Here is a 22,667-nt window from a genome sequence, read left to right as displayed (position 1 = left end):
CTCTTTCAAGGAAGCGCGTTGAACGCGGTTGACGCCAAGGGCCGCGTCTCCGTTCCCGCATTCCTTCGCTCCGTCATCGAACGCCGCGGCGACGCCCGCACGATCGTTCTCGCCAAGCACGAGGTCTTCCCCTGCCTCAGCGCCTACGACCCCGCTTACGCAGCCCTCAAATATGCCAAGATCGAACGCCTCGCCGAGAAGGAAGAGACCTCCGGCGGAAGCGACCTCGAATATGCGCGCCGCACGCTGATGGCCTTCGGCGCGACCGAGGAAGTTCCCTATGACAGTTCGGGCCGGATCCTGCTTCCCCCGATGATGCGCCGCAAGGGCGCCATCGAGGATCTGGCCCTCTTCATCGGTGCCGGCGAAACCTTCCAGCTGTGGAACCCGCGGCTGTTCCTCGAGGACGAGAACGTTCCCGAGGACATGAAGGACATCGCCCGCTTCCGGCTTGAGGAAAGGGGCCTGTCGCTATGACCGGCGCCGAACCCCGCGAAAGCCAGGCACCTCATGTCCCCGTGCTGGTCGACCAGGTCATCGCCAGTCTCTCCATCCAATCCGGCGAGACCCATGTCGACGGCACATTTGGAGCAGGCGGCTATACGCGCGCCCTGCTCGGGGAGGGGGCGGGACGAGTGATCGCCTTCGATCGTGACCCGCAAGCGATCGAAGAAGGACGGTCACTCGTCCCTGACCCCCGCCTGATCCTGATTCACGACCGCTTCTCCCGGATGGACCAGGTGCTGGAAGAGCGCGGGCTCGCGCCGGTCGACGGAGTCGCGCTGGATATCGGTGTGTCGTCGATGCAGCTCGACCGCGCCGAGCGCGGCTTCTCCTTCATGAGCGACGGCCCGCTCGACATGCGGATGAGCCAGGCGGGAATGAGCGCCGCCGAATTCCTCAATAATGCCGACGAGGCGGAGATTGCGCGGGTTATCAAGGATTATGGCGAGGAGCCGCGCGCTCGCGCCGTCGCCCGCGCGATCGTCGCCGCCCGGCCGCTGACCCGCACGTCAGAGCTTGCGGCCGTGGTCCGCAAGGCGCTCGGCCATCACAAGGGCATGAAGAGCGATCCCGCGACACGCACCTTTCAGGCGATCCGGATCCATCTCAACGCCGAGCTCGATGAGTTGGAAGCGGGGCTTCGGGCCGCGGAGCGCGTGCTTCGTCCGGGCGGCCGCCTGGCGGTGGTGACCTTCCATTCGCTCGAGGACCGGATCGTCAAGCAGTTTCTCAAGTCCCGCAGCGGCGCGAACCCCGGCGGATCGCGCCACCTTCCGGAAGTGAAGCAAGGCCCGAAGCCGAGCTTCGAGAAAGTCGCGAAGCCCGTCTCGCCGAGCGAGGCCGAGCTTCAACGGAACCCGCGCGCGCGCTCGGCGCGCCTGCGCACAGCCGTGCGTACCGATGCGCCCGCGTGGGACCAGGTGAAAGGAGCAGGACGATGAGCGTTCGTGGATTCGGCTCCCTGGTCATGGCGACCAGCGTCGCCGGGGCGGCGCTTGGCTGTTACCTCGTGTCGCTCAACGTCGCGTCCGAGCGCGCCGAGCTCGAGGCCGTGGAATCGCGCATTGCGATGACGCAGCGCCAAATCCGCACGCTGCAGACGGAGATCGGAACGCGCGGCCGGCTCGCACAGCTCGAGCGGTGGAACGCCAACTTCATTCGCCTCTCCGCGCCAAGCGCCGATCAGATCCTGGAAGGCGGCTTCCAGCTTGCGACGATGGTCCGGCCGCCCGCCAAACATTCCATCGACGCCCCGGTCGTCCTCGCTTCCGCTCCGGCGGAAACGGACAAGGCGCCGCGCATCGTCGATGATTCGCAAGATGCCGTACCGGCTGTAACCGTAAAGCCGCGCGGCGTCCGGCCGGAAGATTTGCTCCATGTCGCGAGCTACGAAGTTCCGGTTCGCCAGCAGGCTGCCGCGGTTCCTCCCGCCAGATCCAAGGCCGCTGCTGCGAAGCCGCCGAAGAAGCCCGCTGCGGCGAATGGAACGAAACATGCGGCGGCAGACCCGCTCGCGCCCTTGCCCACTTCGAAGCCCACCGCCAAGGGACGGTCCGCCGGCGGTTCGACCGAAAAGCCGGCGACGTCCACCATCAAGGATAACGGCTCGGCGCAATGAACGCACCATCGCCTGCCCTCGTCGCACGCCCGGATCGCCTACGGCTGGTCGGACAGCGACGGCAGGTCCTTGCGGTAATGCACCAACGGCTAATGATCGGCATGCTGGTCTATGCCGGCATCATCGGCCTCGTCGTTGTCCGGATCCTGTGGCTTGCGGCCTTCGGCGACCATGCCGGGCGGCAGCAGTCGGTCACCCAGCTGATCCCCGCGCGCGGCGATATCGTCGATCGCGAAGGGCAGGCGCTGGCGCGTTCGATCGACGCCTGGAGCATCGCGCTTCATCCCGGCAAGGTCATCGGCAACAAGCTCGACCTTGCCCGAGCGCTCGCCCGGATCATGCCGGAACGCGACGAGGCGACCTATTATGCGATGCTTCGGTCGAACAAGACCTTCTTCTATCTCCGCCGCCGCGCCGCACCGGATGTCGTCGAGGCGATCAACGCGCTTGGCGAGCCGGGAATCGGCCTCGATCGCGAGCCCGACCGGCTCTACCCGCAGACCAGCCTTGCCGCCCACGTGCTCGGCTATACCGATGTCGACGGTCATGGCGTAGCGGGCATCGAGAAGTCGTTCGACGCGCAATTGTCCGACCTGGGCCGCCGCCACGAGCCCGTAACCCTTTCGATCTCCAGCCGGGTCCAGCAGGCGCTGGAGCATGAACTGCTCGATGCGATGAACCGCTTCCATGCCATCGGCGCAGCCGGCGTCATCATGGACATTCACTCTGGCGAGGTTCTGGCGATGACCAGCCTGCCACAGCTTAACCCGAACATCGCCGGGCAGGGCTCACCCGAAGCGCGCTTCAACCGCGCCACGCTTGGCGTTTACGAGCTCGGATCGACGTTCAAGGCGTTCACCGTGGCGATGGGTCTCGATTCCGGGGTCATCAAATCGGTTGGCCAGATGTATCCCTGCCCCGGCGAACTGCACGTTTCCGGCAGATCGATCGGCGACACGCACCCGTTCAACCGGCCCTGCTCGGTCGCGGAGATCATGCAGGAAAGCTCGAACGTCGGCACCGCGCAAATCGCCGACCAGCTCGGGGCCGCGCGCCAGAAAGCCTTCCTCAAGAAGCTCGGATTCCTCGATCGGCTTGAAATCGAATTGCCCGAGCGCGGCCGGACTCTGAGCCCGCGCGACTGGAGCCGAACGGACGTGATGACCGTCGGCTTCGGTCACTCCATCGCCGTCACCCCGCTGCATCTCGCCACAGGCTATGCTGCACTGATGAACGGCGGGCTTTACCGCCCTGCGACGTTGCTCAAGGTCGACCGCAATCACCCTCCGGGGAAGGCCCGCCGCGTCTTCTCCGAGCAGACCAGCTACAAGATGCGCTCGCTCCTCCGCCTCGTCGTAACGAAGGGCACCGGTTCCAAGGCAGACGCGCCCGGCTATCGGGTAGGCGGCAAGACCGGGACGGCCGACAAGGCGACCGGCGGCGGCTATTCGCATTCACGGGTCGTAACCAACTTCGCTGGCGTTTTCCCGGTCGACGAGCCGCGCTATGTCATGGTCGTCATGCTCGATGAGCCGCAGGCCACCGCGGAGAGCATGGGCTTCCGCTATGCAGGCTGGAACGTCGCGCCGGTGGTGTCTAAGACCATCAGCCGAATCGCGCCGATGCTCGGCGTTCGTCCGGACAAGAAACGCGATGCGAACATGGCCGAGGTCCTGCCTTACATTCGCGAGAAAGAATAAACCGTAGTGAAGCTCAATGACCTCGCCCCGGTCGAGGACGATTCCGAAATTACCGGCTTCGCGCTCGATCATCGCAAAGTGGTTCGCGGAAATGTTTTCGGCGCTTTCCGCGGCGAGAAATTCAACGGCGAGGACTTCGTCGAAGGCGCCGTCCGCAACGGCGCGATCGCAGTCGTCGCCCGTCCCGAGGCGCGGGTCGAGGGCGCGGTCCACATCGCCGATGCAGAGCCGCGCCGCCGTTTCGCGAACATGGCCGCGCGCTTCTTCGGCCCCTATCCGGGTACGATCGTCGCCGTCACCGGCACCAACGGTAAGACGTCAACGGTCGAGATGACCCGCCAGCTGTGGCGCATCGCCGGCCACCGTTCGGCATCGATCGGAACGCTTGGCGTCACGACCGCCGACGATCAGGTGAAGACCGGGCTTACCACGCCGGACATCGTCACCTTCCTCAGCAACATGGCGGGCCTCAGGCGGATGGGGGTCGATCATGTTGCTTATGAAGCATCGAGCCATGGCCTCGATCAGTATCGCGCCGAAGGCGTACCGCTGAAAGCCGTCGCCTTCACCAATTTCAGCCGCGACCACCTCGACTACCATCCGACGATGGAGGCCTATTTCGAGGCCAAGATGCGCCTGTTCGACGAGGTTGCCGGAGACGACTGCGCGGCCGTCATCTGGACCGACGATCCGAAATCCGACGAAGTTGCAGCGCGCGCCGTGAAGCGCGGCCTCAGGGTTCTCACCGTCGGCGAGAAAGGCGACACGATCCGCCTCGTCTCGCGCAAGGCCACGCCGCTCGGCCAGCAGCTCGTCCTTGGCCACAACGGATCGGAGCACAAGCTGATGCTGCCGCTGATCGGCGCCTACCAGGTCAACAACGTCCTGACCGCGGCCGGCCTGGTCCTCGCGACCGGCGGCGACTGGCGCGAGACGCTTTCGGGCATGGGGCGCATTTCGCCGGTTCGCGGACGGCTCGAGCGGGCCGTCATCAGCCGCTCCGGAGCGCCCGTCTATGTCGATTACGCACACACCCCGGACGCGCTCGAAGCCGCGATCGCCGCGCTTCGCCCGCACGTCGAGGGCCGGTTGGTCACCGTCTTCGGCGCGGGCGGCGACCGCGATATCGGCAAGCGCGGTCCGATGGGCCAAGCGGCGGTGCGCGGCAGCGACGTTGTCATCGTTACCGACGACAATCCGCGCGGCGAGGATCCGGCGGAGATCCGCCGCGCGATTCTGGCTCAAGCCCCCGGCGCCATCGAGATTGGCGGCAGGCGCGAAGCCATCGCCGAGGCGATCGCAATGGCCAAAAGCGGCGACATCATTTTGCTCGCAGGCAAGGGTCACGAGACCGGCCAGATCGTCGGCAACCAGGTCTTTCCCTTCGACGACGCCGAAGTGGCGCGGGAATGTGCGGCATGAGTCCGCTATGGACCAGCGCCGAGATCGAGGCCGCGACTGGCGGGACGGCGAGCGCGCCGTTCGAAGTCAGCGGAATCACCTTTAACAGCCGCGAGGTCGTGCCCGGCCATATGTTCGTCGCAATGCCGGGAACGGTCCATGACGGGCACGATTTCGTCGCCGGAGCATCCGAACGAGGCGCCGTCGCGGCGCTCGTTTCCAGGCCCGTAGACGGTCCGCACGTCCTCGTTCCTGACGTCGCCGATGCGCTCACCGCGCTGGCTGTCGCCGCCCGCGCCAGGCTCGATCCCAAGGCCGTGGTGATTGGCGTCACCGGTTCGGTCGGCAAGACTTCGACCAAGGAGGCGCTCGCCGCCGCCCTGGAGCGGAGCCGCAAGGGCCACGTCCACCGCTCGGTCAAGAGCTACAACAACCACACCGGCGTGCCGCTGAGCCTTGCGCGGATGCCGCGCGAAACCTGCTTCGCAGTGCTCGAAATGGGCATGAATCACGCCGGCGAGATCGCCGCTCTCACTCGTCTCGTCCGTCCGCACATCGCCATCGTCAATGCCATCGCCCCGGCGCACATCGAGAATTTGGGCTCGATAGAGGCAATCGCCGACGCCAAGGGCGAGATTTTCGAGGGGCTTGAAGGCGCCCGCGTCGCCATCATTCCGGAGGACAGCGATCAGCGCGACCGGCTGGTGAAGGCGGCGCGCGGCCACGCGGAAGAAACCATCACCTTCGGGCGAAGCGCGGACGCCGACGTTCACGCCGTCCACGCGGTCAACAGCGCTGCCGGCGGAAGCCTGGTGACGGCTCGGCTACTGTCGAGCGAAGTGACCTTCACATTGTCGCAGCGCGGCGAGCACTGGATTTCCAATGCGCTCGCGGTGCTTGCCGCGGTCGAGGCTGCGGGCTGCGACCTCGCCGCAGCGGGTCTCGCCCTGAGCGACCTCGGCGGCCTCAAGGGACGCGGCGAGCGGCACGTCATCCACGTTGGCGGCGGCGAGGCGTTGCTGATCGACGAAAGCTACAATGCCAATCCCGCCTCGATGGCCGCGACCTTGAAAAGCCTTGGCGAGGAGAAGATCGACGGGCGGCGGATTGCCGTGCTCGGCCCGATGCGGGAACTTGGCGCGGAAACAGAGCGCTCGCACGCCGAGGTCGGCGAACATGCTCTCGGCGCGGGCATCGACCAGCTCATCCTCATTGGTCCGGAATATGACGGACTGGCCTCGGCGATCGAAGGCAAGATCGCGATCGATCGTGCTGAGAACGTCGACCAGGCCATCGATCGGCTCAAGATCCGGCTCGCGCCCGGCGATGCCGTGCTGGTCAAGGCCTCGAACAGTGTCGGCCTTGCGCGACTCGTCGAGGCAATGGCAGGGGATTCGGAACGCTTGGCTCAGGGGTCAGATCGCTAATGCTTTACGTCCTCGCCGAGCAGCTGGATTTCCCTGGAATCCTCAACCTCATCCGCTACATCAGCTTCCGCGCCGGTGCCGCGAGCGCGACCGCCCTCCTGATCGGCCTCTTGCTTGGCCCGTCCTTCATCCGTTGGCTGCGCGCCAAGCAGGGCAAGGGCCAGCCGATCCGCGCTGACGGTCCGCAGAGCCATCTCGCCAAGCGCGGAACGCCGACCATGGGCGGCCTCCTGATCCTCATTTCGGTGATCATCTCGGTCCTGTTGTGGATGGACCTCACCAGTCCGTTCGTCTGGGCCTGCCTGCTTGTGCTCGGCGGGTTCGGGGCGATCGGTTTCCTCGACGATTACGACAAGGTGAAGAAAGCCCACTCCGCCGGCCTGTCCGGCAAGATGCGGCTGATCTTGGAGTTCGCAATCGCCGGTTTCGCCACCTGGCTGATGCTTGGCTATTCCGGGACGAACCTTCACCTGCCCTTCATCCAGGGGCCGGTGATAGACCTCGGCTGGTTCTACATTGCGTTCGGCGCCTTCGTGATCGTCGCCTTCGGCAATGCGGTGAACCTGACCGACGGGCTGGACGGGCTGGCGACCATGCCGGTGATCATCGCCGCCATGGCCTTCACGCTAATCGCCTATCTCGTCGGCAACGTGAAGTTCGCCGAATATCTCGGCATTCCGCATGTCACCGGCGCTGGCGACCTCACCGTCCTGCTGCTGGCGATCATCGGCGCGGGCCTCGCCTTTTTGTGGTTCAACGCGCCCCCGGCGGCGGTCTTCATGGGCGACACCGGAAGCCTCGCACTGGGCGGAGCATTGGGCGCGGTCGCCGTCGCCACCCACCATGAATTCGTCCTCGCAATCATCGGCGGCCTGTTCGTGCTCGAAGCGGTCAGCGTCATCGTCCAGGTCTTCTGGTTCAAGCGCTTCGGCAAGCGCATCTTCAAGATGGCGCCGATCCACCACCATTTCGAACATCTGGGGTGGAGCGAGCCGACCGTCGTCATCCGTTTCTGGATCATCGCCTTCGTCCTGGCGCTGGCGGGCCTCTCCACGCTCAAGCTGCGGTGATCACGGCCAGGGCCTTCGCCGGCAAACATTACGCAGTTTACGGCCTCGCGCGGTCGGGTCTGGCCACGGTCGAGGCGCTGCTCGCCAGCGGTGCGCGCGTCACGGCATGGGACGGCAAGGCGGAAGCGCGGGCAAAGGCGCCGGCTGGCGCGGCACTTGCAGATCTCGACGAGGTCGACCTTAGTCAGTTCGACAGTCTCGTCGTTACGCCGGGACTACCGCTCAACCGCCATCCGATCGCGCGAAGGGCGCGCGAGGCGGGCGTCGAGATCATCGGCGATATCGAGCTGTTCGCCCGGGCAAGGCCGGAGCTTCCGCCGCACAAGGTGGTCGGCATCACCGGCACCAACGGCAAGTCGACGACGACCGCGCTCGTCCACCACATCCTCAAGACCACGGGCGTGCCGACGATGATGGGCGGCAACATCGGTCTTCCGATCCTCAGCCAGGATCCGCTGCCGGAAGGTGGCGTCTATGTGCTGGAACTGTCGAGCTTCCAGATCGACCTGACGCGGAGCCTCGACTGCGACGTGGCGGTGCTGCTCAACATCACGCCCGACCATCTCGATCGTTACGACTGCTTCGAAGCTTATGCGGCGTCGAAGGCGCGGCTGTTCGAGATGCAGTCAGAGCATCACACGGCGGTCGCTACAGCGGCTGATTGGTGGGGGCGAAAGATTTACGACGTTGCCGGTTCGGGCTTTTTGGACGTGTCTGATGACGTCTGTCATGTGTGGCAAGGCGAACCCGGGGCGCTTGCAATTTACGAGCAAGCGAATTGGCCGTCGCTACAGGGAACTCACAATCTGTCGAACGTAGAGGCAGCGATGTCGACCTGCTTTCAGCTTGGCTTGGATGGTCACAAAATCCGCGAAGGCCTTCAAACATTTCCCGGTCTGCCGCACCGCATGGAGCGCATCCGCGAGAAGGATGGCGTGCTGTTCGTCAACGACAGCAAGGCGACCAATGTCGAGGCCGCGGCGCCCGCGCTCGCCGCTTATCCCAAGGTCCGCTGGATCGTAGGCGGGCAGGCGAAGGCGGAAACGCTCGGCGACACCGCGCAGCATCTCGGCCATGTCATCCGCGCCTACACCATCGGTGAAGCCGGCCCGATGTTCGAGCGCCTCCTCCGTGAAGCCAAAGTTGACGTCATTTCCTGCGAAACGCTTGAAAATGCGGTGAAACGCGCCGCGGAGGATTCACAAAGCGGGGATACTGTCTTACTCTCCCCGGCAAGCGCTTCGTTCGACCAGTTCCGGGACTTCGAAGCGCGCGGGGACCGCTTTCGCGAGCTGGTGGAGGGGCTATGAATACCGCGGCACAGGTTGCTTCGCTGACCGGCACGATCAAGGCCAAGGCAGCCCTGGTCGATCCCGCCCGTTACGGCCGCTCCGACCGCTCGGCGATGGGCCGCTGGTTCTGGGAAATCGACAAGGTCCTGCTCCTGATGATCGCGGCGCTGATCGGCATCGGCCTGATTGCCGTCGCCGCCGCTTCGCCCGCCGCAGCCGACCGCTATTCCGGCGGCAGCGTCCGCGTGAACGAGCTGTTCTTCTTCTACCGCCAGATGATGTGGATCGCGGTCTCGGTCCCGGTGATGATCCTGATCTCGATGATGCCGCGGGAGCGCGCCAAGCGCTTCTCGATAGGCGGCGCCATCATCTTCCTCGCGTTACTCGCCGCCGTGCCGTTCATCGGCGCCGAGAAGAATGGCGCCGTTCGCTGGATCGAGCTTGGCGTCGGCCAGCTCCAGCCGTCCGAGTTCCTGAAGCCCTTCTTCGTCGTGTCGATGGCCTGGCTCCTCAGCCTCAAGGAGAAGGACAAGAGCCTGCCGGTCTTCACCGTCTCGGCGGTCCTGCTCGGCATCGTCGCCGTACTGCTGATGAAGCAGCCGGATTTCGGCTCGACCATCATCTATGCGACGGTGTGGATCGCCATGCTGGCGCTTGCCGGGCTGAACCTTCGTATCCTCATCGGGCTGGGCGCGGCGGCCGTCGTCGGCGTAATCCTCGCTTACTTCTTCTACCCGGTCGCAACCGTCCGCATCGACGGCTTCCTGTTCGGCGAAGGCGACAATTTCCAGGTCGAGAATGCGATGCGCACGCTGACCGCGGGTGGCCTGTTCGGAATGGGTCCGGGCGGCGGCACGCGCAAGTTCGGCCTGCCGGAGCCGCACACGGACTACATCTTCTCGGTCATCGGCGAAGAGTTCGGCCTGATCGCCTGCCTCGCCATCGCCTTGCTCTACCTCGGCATCGTCGCCCGGGTGCTGGTAAAATTGCTCGACGAGGAAAATAGCTTCGCGATCCTCGCCGCCGCCGGCCTCGTCATCCAGTTCGGCCTGCAAGCGCTGATCAACATGGCCGTCAACGTCCAGATCGCGCCGTCCAAGGGCATGACGCTGCCGTTCATATCCTACGGCGGAAGCTCGATGCTGGCGCTTTCGATCGCCACCGGATTGCTTCTCGCCTTCACGCGGCGAAACCCCTATCTGACGCGCTCGCCCTATGTAGTGAAATGGGGCGGGGAGACCGCGAAAGCATGAACGTAATCCTGGCTGCCGGAGGGACCGGTGGGCACATGATCCCGGCCCACGCGCTGGCCGCCGAACTGAAGAAGCGCGGCCACGGCGTCGCGCTGGTCACCGACGAGCGCGGCGCGCGCATTCCCGGCCTGTTCGACGGCGTCCCAATCCACATCCTCCCCGCCGGCCGTCTTGGTGGCGGACCGCTCGGCTGGATCCGTGCCGGCATGTCGATCGTCGCTGGCCGGGGCAGGCGAAGCGCCTCTACCGCGCTTTCCCGCCCGACGTCGTCATCGGCTTCGGCGGCTATCCCGCTTTGCCGGCACTGCTCGCCGCGAGCTCGCGCAACATCCCGACCATCCTTCACGAGCAGAATGCCGTGCTCGGCCGGGTCAACCGCCTGCTCGCCGGTGAAGCGGCGGCGATCGCAACGGCCTATGCCGATGTCGAGCGGCTGAAGCCCGCGCACAAGGGCAAGACCGTGCTCGTCGGCAACCCTGTCCGTGAAGCCGTCGCTCGCCTGGGCGAGGCGCCGCTCCCGCCGTTCGACGAATACGCCCCGCTCAAGATCCTCATCACCGGCGGCAGCCAGGGCGCGAGCATCCTGGGCGAGGTTGTGCCCGCCGGGCTCGGCGCGCTCGATCCCTCGCTTCGCCGCCGCCTGCAAATCGTCCAGCAATGCCGGCCCGACGATATCGATGCGGTCCGCGCCCGCTATGCGGAACTCGGCATTCCCGCCGAGCTTTCGACATATATCGCCGACATGCCGGCCAAGCTCGCCGACTGCCATCTCGTCATCGCCCGCGCGGGCGCTTCGACCATCGCCGAGCTGACCGCTGCGGGACGGCCGGCGATCCTTATTCCGCTACCTTCCGCGACCGACGATCATCAAACTGTAAACGCCAGGGAAATGGCGCGCGCCGGCGGTGCTCGCATGATACCGCAACGCGAATTCACGCCCGAGACACTGGCGGCCCAGATCGCGGTGCTCGCCGAAGATCCGGAGGCCCTGTCCAACGCCGCGGCGCGGGCCCTGTCGATCGGCCGTCCGCACGCCACCAGCGATCTCGCCGACCTGGTCGAGCGGATCGGCGGAGGTCTCTCGCCGCTCGTGGTTGGGCACGCAGCCGCTCAGTCCGCTCTCGCTCCGGCGGTGGGCATCGGGGTGCCGGCATGAAGGCGATGGGCCGGGAGATCGGCAAGATCCATTTCGTCGGCATCGGGGGAATCGGCATGTCGGGCATCGCCGAAGTCATGCACCACCTCGGCTATAAGGTTCAGGGCAGCGACCAGAACGATAGCTATGTCACCGAAGGCCTTCGCAAGGCGGGGATACCGGTCATGATTGGTCAGTCGCCGGACAATCTCGGCGATGCCGCAGTGCTGGTCTGCTCAACAGCGATCCGCGACGACAACCCGGAGGTCCGCGCCGCCGCCGAGCGCCGTATCCCTCGCGTCCGCCGTGCCGAAATGCTGGCCGAGTTGATGCGGATGCAGTCGACCATTGCGGTCGCCGGAACCCATGGCAAGACGACCACGACCTCGATGATCGCGGCGATGCTCGATGCCGGCGGGATCGAGCCCACAGTCATCAATGGCGGGATCATCAACAGTTACGGCTCCAACGCCAGGCTCGGAAAATCCGACTGGATGGTGGTCGAGGCCGACGAGAGCGACGGCAGCTTCCTTCGGCTCGACGGGACGATTGCCGTCGTCACCAACATCGATCCCGAACATCTCGACCATTATGGCAGCTTCGAGAATGTGAAGGACGCGTTCGTCGAGTTCGTCGAGAACGTGCCCTTCTACGGGCTAGCGGTGATGTGCGTCGACCATCCGGAGGTGCAGTCGGTGATCGGCCGGATTCGCGATCGCCGCATCGTGACCTATGGCACCTCGGCACTTGCCGACATTCGCGCCGAGAACATCCGGCCGGAAGGCGGCGGAAGCCGCTTCGACGCCAGCATCCTCGGCAAGGACGGCGAGCGACGGATCATTCGTGATATCTTCGTGCCCATGCCGGGCAGGCACAATGTGCTGAACGCGCTGGCCGCGATTGCCGTCGGCCTCGAGTTCGGAATGTCGGACGACGTGGTCGCCAGGGGTTTCGAAAAGTTCGGCGGCGTGAAACGGCGCTTCAGCCGGGTCGGTGAAGTCGGAGGTGCGACGATCATCGACGATTACGCGCATCACCCGGTCGAGATTCGCTCCGTGCTCTCCGCCGCCCGGGAAAGCGCGAAGGAGCGCGTCATCGCAGTCGTCCAGCCGCACCGTTATTCGCGTCTCAATGATCTGATGGACGAGTTCCAGGCCGCGTTCAACGATGCCGACGCCGTGTTCGTGGCACCCGTCTATGCCGCTGGCGAGCAGCCGATCGACGGGGTCGATGCGGAAGCACTGGCGGAAGGGCTTCGCGCGCGCGGACACCGGATGGTCAAGACCGTCAGCGACCCGACCGATCTGGCCGGAAACCTTCGCGACCTAGCCGCGGAGGGCGACCTGGTCGTCTGCATGGGCGCTGGCGACATTACCAAATGGGCAGCCGGGCTGGCGGACGGAATCCGGTCCGCAAGGGCCACGAAATGAGCGTCAAAACCGCCGTGCCGGAGGTGCGCGGACGGCTCACCGCGAACGCCCCGCTTGCGCCATTGGTCTGGTTCAAGGCCGGAGGAGCCGCGCAATGGCTGTTCGAACCGGCGGACTCCGACGACCTTTCGAATTTCTTGCGCAAGCTCGATCCGGCCATGCCGGTCATGGGTCTTGGCCTTGGAAGCAATCTCATCGTCCGCGACGGCGGCGTTCCGGGCGTCGTGGTGCGGCTCGGCAAGCCGTTCGCCAGCGTGGAGCGGCTCGATCCGGTGACGCTTCGCTGCGGCGGCGGGGCGAGCGGCATCCTCGTATCCTCGACCGCTCGGGACGCGGGCATAGCCGGTCTCGAATTCCTGCGATCGATCCCCGGGACGGTCGGCGGCTTCGTCAGGATGAACGGCGGGGCATACGGCCGCGAGACCTGCGACATCCTGACGGAATGCGAGGTCGTGCTTCGGTCGGGCGAGCGCAAGACACTAACCAACGCCGACCTTGGTTACACCTATCGCCACAGTGCGCTGCCCGACGGCGCGATCGTCGTGTCCGCGACGTTCCGAGGTATGCGCGGAGAGCCAGCGGCGATCCAGGCGGAGATGGACCGCATCGCCCAGAGCCGCGAAGAATCGCAACCGCTCCGTAGCAAGACCGGTGGTTCGACCTTTAAGAACCCGCTTCCCCAAAAAGCCTGGCAGGTGATCGATTCGGCGGGCTGCCGCGGGCTAACGATGGGCGGCGCGCAAGTGTCGGAAAAGCATTGCAACTTCCTGCTCAACCTTGGAAGCGCGACGAGCGCCGATATCGAGGGACTGGGCGAGGAAGTCCGTCGTCGCGTCCGCGAGGACAGCGGCGTCGAACTTGAATGGGAAATTCAGCGCGTCGGAATTCTCGCCGACGACGCGAACCGGAACGCGTGGGAGTGAAGCTGTGAATAAAGACATGCACGTCGTGGTGCTGATGGGCGGCTGGTCGTCCGAGCGCGACGTGTCGCTGACCAGCGGCAAGGGGATCGTCGAGGCCTTGAAGGCTCGCGGCTGGACCAACGTCACCCCGCTCGACATGGACCGCAACATCGCGCAGGTCCTGACCGCGCTTCGCCCCGACGTCGTGTTCAACGCTCTCCACGGGACGCCGGGCGAGGATGGCACCGTCCAGGGCATGCTCGACCTGATGCAGATCCCATACACGCACAGTGGCCTGACCACGTCGGCCGTCGCGATCGACAAGGAACTGACCAAGGCTGTGCTCGTGCCGCACGGGATCCGCATGCCGGGCGGCCGGATCGTCCAGAGCGCCTCGCTTTACGAAGGCGACCCGATGGCGCGGCCCTACGTCCTTAAGCCTGTCAACGAAGGTTCGTCGGTCGGAGTTGCGATCGTGACCGACGAGGGCAATTACGGAAAGCCGATCAGCCAGAAGGCGGAAGGGCCCTGGCTTCACTTCGATCGTTTGCTGGCGGAGCCGTTCATCAAGGGACGTGAACTGACCGTCGCAGTCCTCAACGGCGAGGCGCTTTGCGTGACCGAGCTTCAGCCCAAGGCCGGCTTCTACGATTATGACGCCAAATATACCGACGGCCTGACGACCCATGTCTGCCCTGCCGAAATCCCCGCCAATGTCGCCCAGTCGATGATGGACATGGCGGCCGCTTCGCACCGCTTGCTCGGCTGCAATGGCATTTCGCGGAGCGACTTCCGCTGGGACGACGAGGCCGGGGAGGCGGGGGTCTATCTCCTCGAAGTCAACACCCAGCCGGGGATGACTCCGCTCAGCCTGGCGCCGGAACAGGCCAAGCAGCGCGGAATCGAATATGGCGAGTTGGCGGAACGGCTGATCGCCGAGGCGCTCGGCGAGGAATTCCAGCCGCTCGAAGCGGAAAAGGCTGTCGCCCGGTGAACGCGGCCCGGGTCCGGCGTGGATCCGGAGGGCGCGGACGACCGCGCAAGGCTTCGTCGCGGGTCCAGGTGCCGAAAAAACTCGTCTCCAAGCTTCCGGTGGAGCAGGAGAGCGCCAATCGTCTCGCGCGATGGACGTTCGGCCTGTTCGCGCTGGCCATCGCCGGCGTCGCGGCTGCTGCCGTGGACCTTCCGGGCCGTGCCTGGACCGCATTTGGCGAAACAATGGGCGAGGCCGGCTTCCGCGTGAAGAGCGTCGACGTTGTCGGCGTTCAGAACATGGACAGTCGGCCCGTCTTCCAGATTGCGCTCGACCAGAAATCGACGGCGATGCCGCTTGTCGATGTCGAATCGATCCGCGCCCGCTTGCTCCGTTACGGCTGGGTCAAGGATGCGCGCGTATCCCGCCGACTTCCCGATACCCTGGTCATCGATATCGTCGAGCGCAAACCGGCGGCGCTGTGGCAAAACGACAAGAAACTGTCGCTGATCGATTCCGAAGGAGTCGTGCTCGACAAGGTCAAAGTCACCGAAATGCCGGATCTCCCGCTGCTCGTCGGGGCCGGCGCCAATGCACAAAGCCGGAAGCTGGACGCTTTGCTGGGCGCTGCGCCAGGCCTCAAGCCCCAACTGGAGTCCGCGGCATGGGTTTCGGGCCGCCGCTGGGACCTGCATTTTCAAACCGGCGAAACGGTCGCATTGCCCGAGGGAGAGGGCGAGGCGCGGCAAGCCCTTGCCAAATTCGCCCGATTGGACAAATCGGCGGGATTGCTTGGCCGCGGCATTCTCCGCTTCGATCTGCGAGTCCCGGGCAAGATGATCGTACGATTGCCCACCGACGCCGTACCCAAGGCGGGCGATTCGGCACCGCAGGAAGGTTGAGTAACGCCCGCTAATGGCCGTCCAGAACCCCCACCCGCCGATTGCCGCCTTGGACATCGGCTCGTCCAAGATCAGTGCCCTCATCGTCACAAGGGACGAGGAGGGGCGGCTGCGCGTGATGGGCTCCGGCCAGCGCGAGAGCCGCGGCGTGAAGCGCGGTTACGTCACCGACATGGATTCATCGGAAGTCGCCATTCGCGAGGCCGTGGAGAGCGCCGAGCGGATGAGCGGCGTGACGGTCGACGACGTCTGGGCTAGCTTCGGGGCCGGCGGCCTCACCAGCGACGTCGCCAATGTAGAGGTCGAGCTTGGCGGCCACCAGGTCGAGCAGTCGGACATCGAGGAATTGCTTCGGCATGGCCGCGCGGCGATCGACAAGGGCCAGCGGCTCGTCCTTCATGCCCATCCGGCGCTGTTCACGATCGATGGGGTCGACGGAGTCAAGAACCCGATCGGACTTCACGCCGACCGTCTTGGTGTGGACATTCATGTCGTTGCCGCCGACCCGGCACCCCTGAAAAACCTCGATTACGTCATTCGCTCGGCGCATCTGGGGGTGAAGGCGATTGTCGCATCGCCGGTGGCCGCTGCGCTTGCCTGCCTGACGCAGGAAGAACGCGAGCTCGGGGTCGCCCTCGTCGAGCTCGGCGCGGAGGTTACCAATGTCTCGCTCCATGCGGGCGGCATGCTTGTCGGCCTCCGGTCGATCCCGCTCGGCGCCAAGGACATCAGCGACGACATCGCCTGCGCGTTTGCTGTCCAGCGCCGCGACGCCGAACGGCTGAAATGCTTCTACGGCTCCGCGATGACGAGCCCGCGCGACAATCACGAAATGATCGAGGCCAACCAGATCGGCGCCGACGACGGTGCAGAGCCGACCCGCATCACTCGGGCGCAACTGATGACGGTCATTCGCCAAAGGGTCGAGCAGTTGACCGGCGAGATCGACGCTGCTCTGAAAAGTCTTGGCTTTACCGGTCCAGTCGGGCGGCAGGTCGTCCTAACTGGCGGCGGAGCGGAGCTCAAGAATATCGCCGATTACATGCAGGGCGTCCTTGGCCGTGCCGTCCGGATAGGAAGGCCGCGGACGATCACCGGCCTTCCCGACGCACACAGCGGCCCGGCCTTTACCACCCTGGTCGGGCTGGCAATGCTCGCGGCAGGAGGGACCGGCGACCTTCGCGACATTGCGCTCGGTCAGGTCGTCGAGCGACGCGCGTCCACCGGTTTCCTGGGGCGGCTGGTTTCGGCACTGAAACAAGGATATTAGTCTCCCGACGCGGGCGGGGGAAATGCGATGGCAAGCTTGGCCAGGGATTTGCGCCTGGCGCGGCGCAGCAGCGCAGGACTTGTCTTGCTGCTCGGACTTGCGATCCTTCTTAACTATATCGACCGAGGGGCGATCGCGATCGCATCGCCGCAGCTCAAGCCAGAGCTAGGGCTCACAAACACGCAATATGGCTACGCCGTTTCGGCATTCTTCTGGACCTACGTTCCCATTCAATTCTTCATCGGATGGGCGTGCGACCGATGGTGCGTCTATCGCCTGATCGCGGCCGGCATCGGCTTATGGGCGGTCAGCACCCTGGCCATGGGGCTGGTCGGCGGATTGCTGTCGCTGATCCTGTTTCGCCTCCTGTTGGGCGTGGGCGAAAGCATCACTTTCCCTGGGGCGTCGAAGGTCATCGCCCGCCACGTCGCGCCCGAGAATCGCGGCCTTGCAAACAGCGTTGTCGCCGCAGGAATCGCACTTGGGCCGGTAGTCGGCACATTCGGGGCGGAATGCTGGTCGCCAGCATGGGATGGCGGCCGATGTTCGTGATCTTCGGCGGCATCACCCTGTTATGGGTTGTGCCTTGGCTGCTGGCCGCTCGCCGGCTCCCGACCTTTGCCGCCGCCAATCGAGAGAAGCCCGTGGCAATCGGCCAGGTCGCACGGACGCGCGCGGTCTGGGCAATGGGGATTGGCCATTTCGGGGCCACCTACCCGCTCTATTTCATCATCGTATGGTTGCCCTTGTATCTTACCAAGTCGCGCGGCTTTTCGATCGTCGACATGACTTATCTGGCAACGCTCGGATTTCTTGCCCAGGCCGCGAGCGCAGTGCTGCAGGGCTGGCTTTCCGACCGCCTCGTGCGCGCCGGAAACGACGAGGCCGCAATTCGCCGGACACTGATGATCGCGGGCAATATCGTCATGGCCTTTGCCATCGTCGCGCTCATGCGCTCCCGATCGATGGAGGATATCGGGCTGTGGCTGGCCGTCTTCGGCGCTGCTGCCGCCACTGGCGGGGTAAACCTCTACGCAATTGCCCAGATCTTCGCTGGACCGCGTGCGTCGGGAAGCTTCATCGGTATCCAGAACGGCCTTGGCAACGTACCGGGAATCGTCATGCCGATCATTACCGGACTGATTGTCGACCTGACCGGCCTTTACGACAACGCATTCCTCGTGACCGCGGCGGTCTGCGCGGCATCGGCGCTCTGGTGGGCGATCGGGGTGCCGAAAATTCAGCCCATCGACTTCAACCGCGCCAATAATGCTGTCCCGAACTGAATCAGGTGAGTCCGCAGGGCCACTAGACCCACAGTTTTTTCGCCGGCGTTAACTTTTTTACTTGGCAGCGGACTCGCGATGATTCAAAGATTCATCTTGTAGATTCAATACGCTTTGCGCGTCAGGGGAGGGGCACAGCCCATGAGCATCGATTTCATCCGACCGGAAGTCGACGAGCTTCGTCCGCGGATCAGTGTCATCGGCGTCGGCGGCGCCGGCGGCAACGCCGTTGCCAACATGATCAAGCGCGACGTTCTGGGTGTCGACTTCATCGTCGCGAACACCGATGCGCAGGCGCTCAATTCCTCGACTGCCGACCGGCGGCTCCAGCTCGGCCTCAAGATCACACAGGGCCTCGGCGCCGGATCGCGCCCCGAAATCGGTCGCGCTGCTGCGGAAGAGACACTGGAAGAGATCGAGCAGGCGCTTGAAGGCGCACACATGTGCTTCATCGCGGCGGGAATGGGCGGCGGCACCGGAACCGGCGCAGCGCCGGTCATCGCCAAGGCGGCGCGCGACCGCGGAATCCTGACCGTCGGCGTCGTCACCAAGCCGTTTGCTTTCGAAGGGTCGCGCCGGATGCGCTCCGCCGACAGCGGCATCGACGAGCTCCAGCAGCATGTTGATACGCTGATCGTCATTCCCAACCAGAATCTGTTCCGCCTCGCCAATTCGGACACGACCTTCAAGGAAGCGTTCGAGATGGCAGACGAAGTCCTCCAGCAGGGCGTTCGCGGCATTACCGATCTGATGGTCATGCCTGGCCTAATCAACCTCGACTTCGCCGACGTCCGTTCCGTCATGGGCGAAATGGGCAAGGCGATGATGGGCACAGGCGAAGCCTCGGGAGAGAACCGCGCCATCGAAGCCGCCGAAAAGGCCATTTCCAACCCGCTGCTCGACGGGGTGAGCATGAGGGGCGCCAAAGGCGTCATCATATCGATTACCGGCGGCGAGGACATGAAGCTGATGGAAGTCGACGAGGCTGCCAGCCACATCAAGGAACTGGTCGATCCCGACGCGAACATCATCTGGGGCAGCGCGTTCAACAACGGCCTTGAAGGCAAGATCCGCGTCAGCGTCGTCGCCACCGGTATCGAGGCGGAGCATGCCGCGATGCCCAGTGGCCAGCAGGCTGGCGCCGCGAAGGTCTTCAGCTTCCCGCCGCGGGGCACCGTTTCGGCACCGGCGACCCCGACACTGACGCCGCCGTCGCTGGACAACGAAGAGAGTCCGTCGACCGAAGACGACGACACGCTGGAACTGACCAGCGAAGACCAGGCTGATGAGCTTGTCCTCGACAGTGACGATATCCTGACCCAGCCGGTGGCTTCCGCTCCGGTTCCTCCCCCGGCGGACGAAGACGAGCCGGCAGCGGAGGAAGCCGAGCGGCCGAAGATCACGACCGGCGGCGGGACGTTGTTCGAGCGGATGTCGAACATCTCGCGCGGCGCAGCCCAGGCGCAGTCGCAGAACGGCGAACCGATGCCAAGTTTCCGTCGTGAGCCGCTGGACATTCCGCGCTTCCTCAATCGCCAGAACAATCAGTAATCGGTCGATCCGTTCGGCGTCGATGGGCCACGGTTCGGCGTTAAATCGGCTCCAGCAATGTTGGAGCAAGCTCGTTTCGGCCATGACGTTCGTCATGCGACAGAAATTCATTCGCAGCGGCCTTGCGGCCATGCTGCTCACGACGCTTGCCCCCATGCGCCCGCAGCGGCGCAATATGGCGCCAGCGCGATTACCGATCCCAATGCGGCCCTCGCGGACAGCATGCGAACCCTGGCGAAAGAGCCGAAGAATATGACGGCATTGATTGCCGCCGGCCGCGCTTCGCTTGATCTTGGCGACTACCAGGCTGCTGCGGGCTTCTTCGGCCGCGCCGAGGAAAGCTATCCGCAGAGCCCGATGCCCAAGATCGGGATGGGCGCCACGATGACGATGAGTGGCGATCCGGCAGGCGCCCTGACGCACTTTTCGAGGGCTGCCGCTTTGGGCGCTCCGCCATCGATGCTCGCGCTGGATCGCGGCATGGCCTACGACCTTCTCGGTCAGCAGGCGCAGGCGCAGGCGCAGTACCGAATGGCGCTTGCGGGGGTACAGGCCGACGAGGCCCGTCGTCGCCTCGCGTTGAGCCTCGCCATTTCCCGCGACATCAAGGGCGCCGCGGCGACCATCGAGCCCCTGCTCACTCGCCGCGATCGCGAATCCATTCGGGTCAATGCCTTCATCCTCGCCCTGGCCGGCGACCGCGAAGGCGCGCGTCGGACGATCGACGCCGCGATGCCGGGGACCGGCGCACAGTTCGAGCCTTTCTTCCGGCTCCTGCCCGTGCTTCGGCCGAACGAGAAGGCGGCTGCTGTCCACCTCGGCGAGTTTCCCAAGGATGCGGCGCAGCGCTACGCAACCGCGCAGCCAATATCCTCCTCGCCCGTTCTCTCGGTCGGCAACACGAACCAGCCGATCGTCAGCCAGCCGGTCCGAACCGCGAACGCGCAGCCGAAAAAGCAGCAGCCGGCGAAGATCCAGCCGAAGCGCGTTGAGGTCGCCCAGGCGCCGCGCCGTGCGGAAAAGCAGGTCGAGCCTATCAATACCTGGGTGGCTTCCATCCGGCCTTCGCTAGATCCCTCGCGCTATGCCTCCAGCCGTCGGCCGAGGACCTCGGCGGCCAGCGCCGAAACGAACAGTGCTGGCGGCTCCGCCGACCCAGAGCCTCGACCTGCCGCACCGTCATTCTCGGTCGCGGCCGCAGAACCGACACCGGCTTCGCCGGCGCGCGATGAGCCGACCGTGGAAACGATCGACCTGCCTGCCTCTGCAGGTGGTGAAGCCGCGACCGAGCAAGCGTCGAACGACCCGGCGCGTGACCCGCTAAGCCCGGGTGCCGGCCCGGAAATCGATTCGCCGAAACCCGCATTCTCGATCGCCTCGGCTGAGCCTCCACCGGCACCGCGCCCGAAGCTGGAAATCGAGACTCCTCCGCCCCCAAAGCCGAAGATCGAGCCGGCTTCGCGCACCGCCGAGAAGGCGAAACCTTCCAAGCCCAAGGAAAGCGCGCCCGATCTCGGGACCAAGGGCACTTATTGGGTGCAACTGGCGGGCAGCGGCAACAAGACGATGATGGCATCGGAATTCAAACGGATTCGCTCGAAGAACCCCGAATTGTTCAAGGCTCACCCCGGCCACGTCACGGCCGGAAAGGATTATTTCCGGCTTCTGGTCGGACCGTTCGACAGCGCGCCGGAAGCTCACGCATATGTGACCAAGCTGGACAAGGCGGGCATCGACAGCTTTACCTGGACGCGTAATCCCGCCCAGATCAAGATCGAGAAACTCGCCAGCAAATGATTGCTTTTCCGGGCCTCGCAGCCCGTCCTGAACTGTCGCGGGGCCGGCGGTTCCAGGAAAGCAGCGATGGCCCGCGCGGTCCCCGCGATCCCTTCCAGCGCGACCGCGATCGGATCATCCATTCCGCCGCATTCCGGCGTCTCCGGGACAAGACACAGGTGTTCGTCGCGCCCGATGGCGACCATTTCCGGGTCCGGCTCACGCACAGCCTTGAAGTGGCGCAGATCGGTCGGACGATGGCCCGGGCACTGGGCCTGAACGAGGATCTCACCGAAGCCTTATGTCTCGCGCATGATCTCGGCCATCCGCCGTTCGGACACGCAGGCGAAGACGCGCTTTCCGCGGCCCTCGCCGACTCCGGCGGGTTCGATCACAACGGGCATAGCCTCAGGATCGTCACCCGGATCGAGTGTCCGTATCCGGATTTCGATGGTCTCAACCTGACCTGGGAAATGCTGGAGGGGCTGGCCAAGCATAACGGTCCGGTCGCCGACCCGCAGTGGGCGATGGCCGAGGCCGATTCCGATTGGTCGCTGGAATTGGATCAATTCGCCGGGCTGGAGGCGCAGGTCGCGGCCATCGCGGACGACATCGCCTATGATAATCACGACATCGATGACGGGCTTCGCGCCGGTATCATCGATCTGGAAGAATTGCTCGAGGTCGCGCTGGTCGGCCGGCTTTGGCGTGCGATCGAGCGGCGCCATCCGCATCTGGACCGCGACCGAATGGTGAAGGCGCTCGTCCGCGACGGGATTGGGGTAATGGTCGGCGACGTCCTAGAGGAAACCAGACGCAGGATCGCTGAGGTTCGTCCGCCGTCGATCGACGACATTCGTTCGTCAGGAAGGCCGCTCGCCGGCTTCTCGGCGCAGCTCGCGGAAGAAGAGCGCGCGCTCAAGCGCTTCCTCTACGAAAAGCTCTACGACAGTCCGGCTTTAAGGACGGTTCGGGAGGAAGCGCAGCGCGTCATCGCGAACCTGGCCGGCGCTTATCGCGTCGACGACCGCCTTCTGCCCCCGGCTGGCAGCGCGGGCCGACCGAGATCGATCGGCTTCGCGGAATCGCCGATTTCATCGCGGGCATGACGGATCGCTATGCCATCGCCCGGCACGAGGAACTGGTCGGGCCGGTTACCCTGCCCGACCGATTCTGA

At 65.0% G+C, this 22,667-nt stretch carries 18 protein-coding genes and 2 pseudogenes; all 20 read left to right on the top strand.

What is annotated here, in order from left to right; all coding sequences use genetic code 11:
• Positions 1-18 precede the first annotated feature (18 nt).
• Positions 19-477: a division/cell wall cluster transcriptional repressor MraZ gene (locus G7076_RS09275; RefSeq protein ID WP_166202247.1), complete on the top strand. Its 459-nt coding sequence runs from the start codon at positions 19-21 to the stop codon at positions 475-477.
• Positions 474-1,445: a 16S rRNA (cytosine(1402)-N(4))-methyltransferase RsmH gene (gene rsmH, locus G7076_RS09270; protein WP_166202245.1), complete on the top strand. Its 972-nt coding sequence runs from the start codon at positions 474-476 to the stop codon at positions 1,443-1,445. Before G7076_RS09275 ends, rsmH begins: the two co-directional genes overlap by 4 nt.
• Complete coding sequence (locus G7076_RS09265) at positions 1,442-2,122, top strand: hypothetical protein (RefSeq protein WP_166202243.1); 681 nt, start codon at positions 1,442-1,444, stop codon at positions 2,120-2,122. Before rsmH ends, G7076_RS09265 begins: the two co-directional genes overlap by 4 nt.
• Positions 2,119-3,822 (top strand): penicillin-binding protein 2, encoded by a 1,704-nt coding sequence (locus G7076_RS09260; RefSeq protein WP_166202241.1) that lies wholly within the window; start codon positions 2,119-2,121, stop codon positions 3,820-3,822. Before G7076_RS09265 ends, G7076_RS09260 begins: the two co-directional genes overlap by 4 nt.
• Positions 3,823-3,828: 6 nt before the next feature.
• Positions 3,829-5,244 carry a UDP-N-acetylmuramoyl-L-alanyl-D-glutamate--2,6-diaminopimelate ligase gene (locus G7076_RS09255; protein WP_166202239.1) on the top strand — a complete coding sequence of 472 codons (1,416 nt, stop codon included), beginning with the start codon at positions 3,829-3,831 and terminating at the stop codon, positions 5,242-5,244.
• Positions 5,241-6,650, top strand: a complete 1,410-nt coding sequence (gene murF, locus G7076_RS09250; protein WP_166202237.1) for a UDP-N-acetylmuramoyl-tripeptide--D-alanyl-D-alanine ligase — start codon at positions 5,241-5,243, stop codon at positions 6,648-6,650. The genes G7076_RS09255 and murF overlap by 4 nt, the downstream gene beginning before the upstream one ends.
• Complete coding sequence (gene mraY / locus G7076_RS09245) at positions 6,650-7,720, top strand: phospho-N-acetylmuramoyl-pentapeptide-transferase (RefSeq protein ID WP_166202235.1); 1,071 nt, start codon at positions 6,650-6,652, stop codon at positions 7,718-7,720. Before murF ends, mraY begins: the two co-directional genes overlap by 1 nt.
• The gene (murD, locus tag G7076_RS09240) at positions 7,717-9,030 is read left to right on the top strand and encodes a UDP-N-acetylmuramoyl-L-alanine--D-glutamate ligase (protein WP_166202233.1); all 1,314 of its coding nucleotides are present in this window, start codon (positions 7,717-7,719) and stop codon (positions 9,028-9,030) included. The genes mraY and murD overlap by 4 nt, the downstream gene beginning before the upstream one ends.
• Complete coding sequence (locus G7076_RS09235) at positions 9,027-10,265, top strand: putative peptidoglycan glycosyltransferase FtsW (RefSeq protein WP_166202231.1); 1,239 nt, start codon at positions 9,027-9,029, stop codon at positions 10,263-10,265. The genes murD and G7076_RS09235 overlap by 4 nt, the downstream gene beginning before the upstream one ends.
• A pseudogene (murG, locus tag G7076_RS09230) lies at positions 10,262-11,421 on the top strand (undecaprenyldiphospho-muramoylpentapeptide beta-N-acetylglucosaminyltransferase). Before G7076_RS09235 ends, murG begins: the two are co-directional and overlap by 4 nt.
• Positions 11,418-12,830, top strand: coding sequence for a UDP-N-acetylmuramate--L-alanine ligase (gene murC, locus G7076_RS09225; RefSeq protein ID WP_166202229.1), 1,413 nt, complete (start codon positions 11,418-11,420; stop codon positions 12,828-12,830). Before murG ends, murC begins: the two are co-directional and overlap by 4 nt.
• A complete protein-coding gene (murB, locus tag G7076_RS09220; RefSeq protein ID WP_166202227.1) occupies positions 12,827-13,753 on the top strand; it encodes a UDP-N-acetylmuramate dehydrogenase in 927 nt (308 codons plus the stop codon). The genes murC and murB overlap by 4 nt, the downstream gene beginning before the upstream one ends.
• Positions 13,754-13,769: 16 nt before the next feature.
• Positions 13,770-14,726, top strand: coding sequence for a D-alanine--D-alanine ligase (locus G7076_RS09215; RefSeq protein WP_166203549.1), 957 nt, complete (start codon positions 13,770-13,772; stop codon positions 14,724-14,726).
• On the top strand, positions 14,723-15,607 hold the full coding sequence (locus tag G7076_RS09210) for a cell division protein FtsQ/DivIB (protein WP_240913772.1): 885 nt from the start codon (positions 14,723-14,725) through the stop codon (positions 15,605-15,607). Before G7076_RS09215 ends, G7076_RS09210 begins: the two co-directional genes overlap by 4 nt.
• Positions 15,608-15,620: 13 nt before the next feature.
• Complete coding sequence (gene ftsA / locus G7076_RS09205; protein ID WP_166202225.1) at positions 15,621-16,877, top strand: cell division protein FtsA; 1,257 nt, start codon at positions 15,621-15,623, stop codon at positions 16,875-16,877.
• A 36-nt stretch (positions 16,878-16,913) separates the two neighbouring features.
• Positions 16,914-17,429, top strand: coding sequence for an MFS transporter (locus G7076_RS12720; protein ID WP_166202223.1), 516 nt, complete (start codon positions 16,914-16,916; stop codon positions 17,427-17,429).
• Entirely contained in the window at positions 17,390-18,163 is a 774-nt protein-coding gene (locus G7076_RS12715) for an MFS transporter (RefSeq protein ID WP_166202221.1), read from the top strand. The genes G7076_RS12720 and G7076_RS12715 overlap by 40 nt, the downstream gene beginning before the upstream one ends.
• 141 nt (positions 18,164-18,304) lie before the next feature.
• On the top strand, positions 18,305-19,714 hold the full coding sequence (gene ftsZ, locus G7076_RS09190; protein WP_166202219.1) for a cell division protein FtsZ: 1,410 nt from the start codon (positions 18,305-18,307) through the stop codon (positions 19,712-19,714).
• 57 nt (positions 19,715-19,771) lie between these two features.
• Positions 19,772-21,511 (top strand): SPOR domain-containing protein, encoded by a 1,740-nt coding sequence (locus tag G7076_RS09185; RefSeq protein ID WP_166202217.1) that lies wholly within the window; start codon positions 19,772-19,774, stop codon positions 21,509-21,511.
• Positions 21,508-22,667: pseudogene (locus G7076_RS09180) on the top strand (deoxyguanosinetriphosphate triphosphohydrolase). The gene G7076_RS09185 and the pseudogene G7076_RS09180 overlap by 4 nt, the downstream one beginning before the upstream one ends.

Source organism: Sphingomonas sp. HDW15A, from assembly GCF_011301715.1.
Taxonomy (GTDB): domain Bacteria; phylum Pseudomonadota; class Alphaproteobacteria; order Sphingomonadales; family Sphingomonadaceae; genus Sphingomicrobium.
The sequence above is the reverse complement of the archived record's forward strand: the minus strand, read 5'-3'. Positions and strand labels throughout refer to the sequence as shown.

Coding starts and splice junctions, on each gene's coding strand:
- mraY (WP_166202235.1), top strand. CDS start 6,650: ATGCTTTACGTCCTCGCCGAGCAGCTGGATTTCCCTGGAATCCTCAAC.
- murF (WP_166202237.1), top strand. CDS start 5,241: ATGAGTCCGCTATGGACCAGCGCCGAGATCGAGGCCGCGACTGGCGGG.
- murC (WP_166202229.1), top strand. CDS start 11,418: ATGAAGGCGATGGGCCGGGAGATCGGCAAGATCCATTTCGTCGGCATC.
- G7076_RS09260 (WP_166202241.1), top strand. CDS start 2,119: ATGAACGCACCATCGCCTGCCCTCGTCGCACGCCCGGATCGCCTACGG.
- rsmH (WP_166202245.1), top strand. CDS start 474: ATGACCGGCGCCGAACCCCGCGAAAGCCAGGCACCTCATGTCCCCGTG.
- ftsA (WP_166202225.1), top strand. CDS start 15,621: ATGGCCGTCCAGAACCCCCACCCGCCGATTGCCGCCTTGGACATCGGC.
- G7076_RS09265 (WP_166202243.1), top strand. CDS start 1,442: ATGAGCGTTCGTGGATTCGGCTCCCTGGTCATGGCGACCAGCGTCGCC.
- G7076_RS09185 (WP_166202217.1), top strand. CDS start 19,772: ATGTTGGAGCAAGCTCGTTTCGGCCATGACGTTCGTCATGCGACAGAA.
- murB (WP_166202227.1), top strand. CDS start 12,827: ATGAGCGTCAAAACCGCCGTGCCGGAGGTGCGCGGACGGCTCACCGCG.
- ftsZ (WP_166202219.1), top strand. CDS start 18,305: ATGAGCATCGATTTCATCCGACCGGAAGTCGACGAGCTTCGTCCGCGG.
- G7076_RS09215 (WP_166203549.1), top strand. CDS start 13,770: ATGCACGTCGTGGTGCTGATGGGCGGCTGGTCGTCCGAGCGCGACGTG.
- G7076_RS12715 (WP_166202221.1), top strand. CDS start 17,390: ATGCTGGTCGCCAGCATGGGATGGCGGCCGATGTTCGTGATCTTCGGC.
- G7076_RS09235 (WP_166202231.1), top strand. CDS start 9,027: ATGAATACCGCGGCACAGGTTGCTTCGCTGACCGGCACGATCAAGGCC.